We start from the raw sequence: 2,549 nt of genomic DNA, 5'->3' as shown, positions 1-2,549 counted from the left end.
CGGTTGCCGCGATTAACCCAGCGCTGACCGGTGGCTTTTTGGTCTTCCCACGATTGGGCGCAATGACAGGGACAATGGAAATCCCTGGCTTAACCGATGATAAAGATGATCTGCTTGGGTATTCAGCAAGTCTGATCACAGCAAAACACATTGGTAAAAGCGGTGCTTATGTCTCTGTTGTACCAGAGTGGATGGACCTTTCTGGTGATGATATCGACATGCAAAACTTATCGGTTAAAGTTGCACTGAATGTGCCGCTCAACAGCAACCGTACTTGGTGGCTGAATACTCGCTACGACTTCGTTAAATCAAGTGTCGATTACAAAGACGCAGAATTAGCGGGCACTGGTGAGTGGCAAACAGAAGCATGGCTTGGTGTGCGTTACTACTTCTAATGAGCACCACACTTTGATAGGTTGATAACGATTGCCCTGAGTGTTGCACTTATTATTGGGCATTCAGGTTAATCTATCATAGTGAACACAGCATGCTGATTGTGTATTAAAAAATAAAGCGTCCAATTGGACGCTTTATTTTTATTGTTGCGGAATAGCTTAATATTTAAAAATAAGTATTTTTTATTTTTAAAAGCTGATTTAGCGATCGGTTAAATTTAAAAGAAGATTAAAAGTGTAATAACGGATCGCTTTCAAATACTACCGATTGAACTCATAACGGTAGTTAACGCTTAGCTTCTCTTCACTACCATAGATTGTGCTATCAGATGCCATACCAAACAAATTGAAAGAATGCTGTTTGTTAATACGATAGCTGACACCTGCACCTGCCCAGTAGATCTCAAGATCTTGAGAGCCTTGCGTTGTACCTAAAAATGCCATGGTTGTCCAATGTTCTGACCACGGTTTAAACGCAAAAGCCCCAACATATAACGCATGACTCGTTACAGGGATAAACACTGCACCATTGGGTTCTACTGAGATATCGTGATCGCGAATTTCACCATCGTTGTAGCTATAGCCACCCATGACAAAGGGTTGCCATCCACCCGGTGTAAAATCAAAGTAACTTAGAGGAACAAAGGTGCCCAAATTGTATGAGGTGTTATGAGAGTCATCATCATACGTCGTCTTACGGAAATTGAAATTGAGTATCCCAATATCAAACAACCATGATCCCCCCAAGCTCCACTCGGAAGCATCCTGGTTAATGGTCGCATTGATCATGCGAGCTTCATCTAAACCCAATGAGCCAGATATTGTGACATTATCGCCAGAGAAACCGGCACCGGCTTTGGTAATGACCTTGGTTGGATCTTCTGGGTTCTTTTCAGTTTCTGTATTTTCAGCAAATGAAAACCCTGACGTCATCGCTAAGGTTAACGCAAGTGAATAGAGCGGGAGTTTTTGTGACACGTAAGATACCTAAATAACGAGTTGGAAAGTGATATAAAAATATAATTATGCATTTTTATATCCTTGATAAATTGTGTGGATCCTATCAACGGCACCAAGATGAAAATAGGTCATTTAAGGACAGATTTACCGATTCTAAATAGATAAGAATGACGGTAAATGTCAGTTGCCCACTTTATAGTATGTGGTGAAGCCAGTATGCAGGCTTTATTAGTGGCTTATATAGTCCTTAATTGATTGGCTATAGTTGATTGGCTATCAAATTATCTCACTTCATAAGAAAAACGGACAAAATATACACCTGTGTAAATCGATTGTTATTCCGTTGTCTTTTATAGATCTAGATCACCTACTTACCGCATTGGTGTCACCAAAAGACCTATGTAGCATAGCCATTTAATCTTACTCTACGGCGACAAAAATGCCTTATTAACACATTGAAATTCGATGGCATTTTTAAAATGGTGCAAAGTAAATTGCGCCTAGCGAATTTTTTGAGTCATGCCACTCGATAAAAGCTGGCGACTTATAAAGGGCCGCTTTTTGTGCCAATCACAGTAACTAAGCGATCAAAAATAGCACAGTAAAAATGCTGGATAACAAGGCAAGATTTTCGTTAAGTCTTTATTCTACAATCAAAGATTCAAACGCCGTTATGACGTATTTTAACCAGCTATGATGACCAGTTATTCACTGAGATTGGTATTGATAAAACCAATAGTAAGCCAACAAACACTCTTATGAATATGACAAAATTACCTTTTCTGGCACCTTGTTTGATCGCAACGTCTGCAATGACATTGGCCTCACCTGCACTATCGGCGAATGAGACGGAATACTCTTTCGGTGGCTCGATTAATACGGTTTTTCTCTTCGATAGTAATGTATCAGGAGCGGGGGCTAATATTCCTGCTGATGCTTTATATAACAAAGAGACTTATGGCGATAATAAAATTGATGCCACACTGTCTCAGCTTAGTGCAGGTGCGAAGCGCACTCTGAACGATGGTTCAACTATATCGGCGCGTTATGTGATGGATTTCAATGCTAAAAATGATTCATCTGTATCACCACGTATACGTGAGGCGTATCTACGTTGGAATAAGGGTTCCGGTCAAATCATAGCTGGCCAAACCTGGTCAACCCTGATGGACATTAGAAAAGATCGGAAGAGCG

At 40.5% G+C, this 2,549-nt stretch carries 1 protein-coding gene and 2 pseudogenes; 2 read left to right on the top strand and 1 reads right to left on the bottom strand.

Annotated features, from left to right (window positions below; translation table 11 throughout):
- A pseudogene (locus ACP45E_RS07375) lies at nt 1-395 on the top strand (hypothetical protein); the annotation flags it as partial.
- Between the two features lie 261 nt (nt 396-656).
- Here the strand turns inward: ACP45E_RS07375 and ACP45E_RS07370 are convergent.
- Complete coding sequence (locus tag ACP45E_RS07370) at nt 657-1,373, bottom strand: hypothetical protein (protein ID WP_017035938.1); 717 nt, start codon at nt 1,371-1,373, stop codon at nt 657-659.
- Nucleotides 1,374-2,113: 740 nt separating this feature from the next.
- Between ACP45E_RS07370 and ACP45E_RS07365 the strand changes: the two are divergent.
- Nucleotides 2,114-2,549 (top strand): annotated as a pseudogene (locus ACP45E_RS07365) (DcaP family trimeric outer membrane transporter); the annotation flags it as partial.

This window comes from Vibrio genomosp. F10 str. 9ZD137, assembly GCF_049974785.1.
GTDB lineage: Bacteria > Pseudomonadota > Gammaproteobacteria > Enterobacterales > Vibrionaceae > Vibrio.
The sequence above is the reverse complement of the archived record's forward strand: the minus strand, read 5'-3'. Positions and strand labels throughout refer to the sequence as shown.